2 protein-coding genes are annotated in these 1,813 nt (G+C 59.1%); both read right to left on the reverse strand.

Annotation, left to right across the window (positions count from 1 at the left end; genetic code table 11):
• On the reverse strand, nucleotides 1–177 hold a 177-nt coding region (locus PY649_RS34655; protein WP_285872861.1), incomplete at its 3' end, for a helix-turn-helix domain-containing protein.
• Nucleotides 178–255: 78 nt separating this feature from the next.
• Entirely contained in the window at nucleotides 256–678 is a 423-nt protein-coding gene (locus PY649_RS35285; RefSeq protein WP_432761462.1) for a histidine kinase dimerization/phosphoacceptor domain -containing protein, read from the reverse strand.
• Nucleotides 679–1,813 lie beyond the last annotated feature (1,135 nt).

A 1,813-nucleotide genomic window follows, 5' to 3' on the forward strand; every position in this document is an offset into this window, starting at 1 on the left:
GTCGGTGAGGTGGGTGAGCTGACGTTCCCGGTAGATGAGCTCACCTCCGAGTTCCTGCTCGAGCTTTTGCACGCCCTTGGTCAGTGCCGGTTGCGTGACATTGCACATCTCCGCAGCGCGCGTGAAGTTCAGCGTGCTTGCGACAGCTAGAAAGTATCGAACCTGATGGAGTTCCATGGGTGTTCACCCTCAGCTATTTCCGTTAGTACAAAGCCCGGGCGCCGCCAATGCAGCATCGCGCGGAGTGCGGGGTTGCTATATCCGAAAGCCACATTGCCACCGAACGAGCGACAATCGCGAACCCGTCCTACGCCCGGCGCGCCGGCTCATGACCCCCGATAATCCATGAGTCGATATCGCGCAGTACGGCGATTGCTGTACGGCCGGCTCGAGAGCCGCCGTGAGATCGAGAGAATAGGAGGCGATGTGGACTGTATTCGACGACTTTGACCAGTAGCGCTGGCGGTGAGCGCCTGCGACTGCAAAAATGCGATCGACGGCCACGGCGAGCGCATCACGTGCCTCAGGATTTGACGACCACCTCGCTTGAAAGCCCAGGAGCGTTGAGACGAACCTGAGCCTGTTCGCGACCCGGCGCGCGACCTCTCGATAGCCAATTAGCGTACCCGGCGCGACAGCCTGTGCCTGGGCGGAATTGCATGTCTTGTCAACGATCATTTGGGCCTCCGTCTTTCGGCGAAGTCCTTTATTCACGAAATTTTACCAATAGAAAATCATACAGTGGTTTGCTTTAATTACCCCTTTGCAAGTGCTTGTACGGCACGCGCGCTCCGTTGAACCCGAATGGCCGCGGTGCGCAGATCACAGGAGTCGCTGTTCGGTGACGCTCGCCTTGGATATCTCCAGACGGCGCCCCAACGCCCGCGGCCACCGAATTCTGCTGCTCGGCGACGCCCAAAAAAATGGTGTCGCTCGCTCGCGCAAGCGAGGTCGGCGAACGATGCTATCCTAGAAGTCGGGCGAGCGAAGCCGATCCCAAGAAAATCGAGCGGAAATTTGTCACGAAGCGAGTGCTCGAGATCCTCCGAGTGCAAGCGCGTAGGCGCTGACGTTGCCGTATCTCGTCTGGGGGCTTTTGATGATGGCCGTTGGCGAAATGATCGATGATTGATGGCTTGCAGTTCGCTTTGCGATAATGGTGTTCATGGACATGATGTTGCTGCTCAGGCGTAAAATCGTGAGAGGGATTGCGCGAAACGTCCATCTCCGCTCCGCGACCAGGGTGATCGTCAAGCGCATGCGGTCCGGGATCAAGGGCGTCGTATGGAGCGCGATAGGTTCTCGATGCCGCGCTCGGGGATGCCTTATGGGCCCATCTCATGAACATGGGGCCTAACCGCAGCAACCCCGTGCTAGAGGGATGCGGATGATACGGACCGCGAAAAGATGATCGCTATAGGGTTCAATATCCGCCGAGAGTTTACCCTCACGCGATATGGACGGTCGTCGGTCTGAAGAGGTCGGATGCGCCGCTATGCTCTAAGAGCCGGAGCGCCGGTAGCGGGACGCGCCGATCACCGGGGTTGACGCCATCTCGTTCAACGTGGCGCAGAACGCTGGCGCCTCCTTTGGCGTCGGTGCTTACCGCGCCGCCGGCAACATCGATCCCGGCCCAAATATGGCCCGCATAGCGCGGCGGCCGGCGTTTTTCGGATCAGTCGACCCGGCATCCGGTGACATCCTCGATACAGGCGATCAGTTGCCCGCTATCGATCGGCTTCTCAATCAATGGAAAGTGCTCACCCAGGCGGCGTGCATCGTTCACCCGTTCAGGGAAGGCCGTCATGATGAT

The organism is Rhizobium mayense, from assembly GCF_030272705.1.
GTDB lineage: Bacteria > Pseudomonadota > Alphaproteobacteria > Rhizobiales > Rhizobiaceae > Rhizobium > Rhizobium mayense.

Coding starts and splice junctions, on each gene's coding strand:
- PY649_RS35285 (WP_432761462.1), bottom strand. CDS start 678: ATGATCGTTGACAAGACATGCAATTCCGCCCAGGCACAGGCTGTCGCG.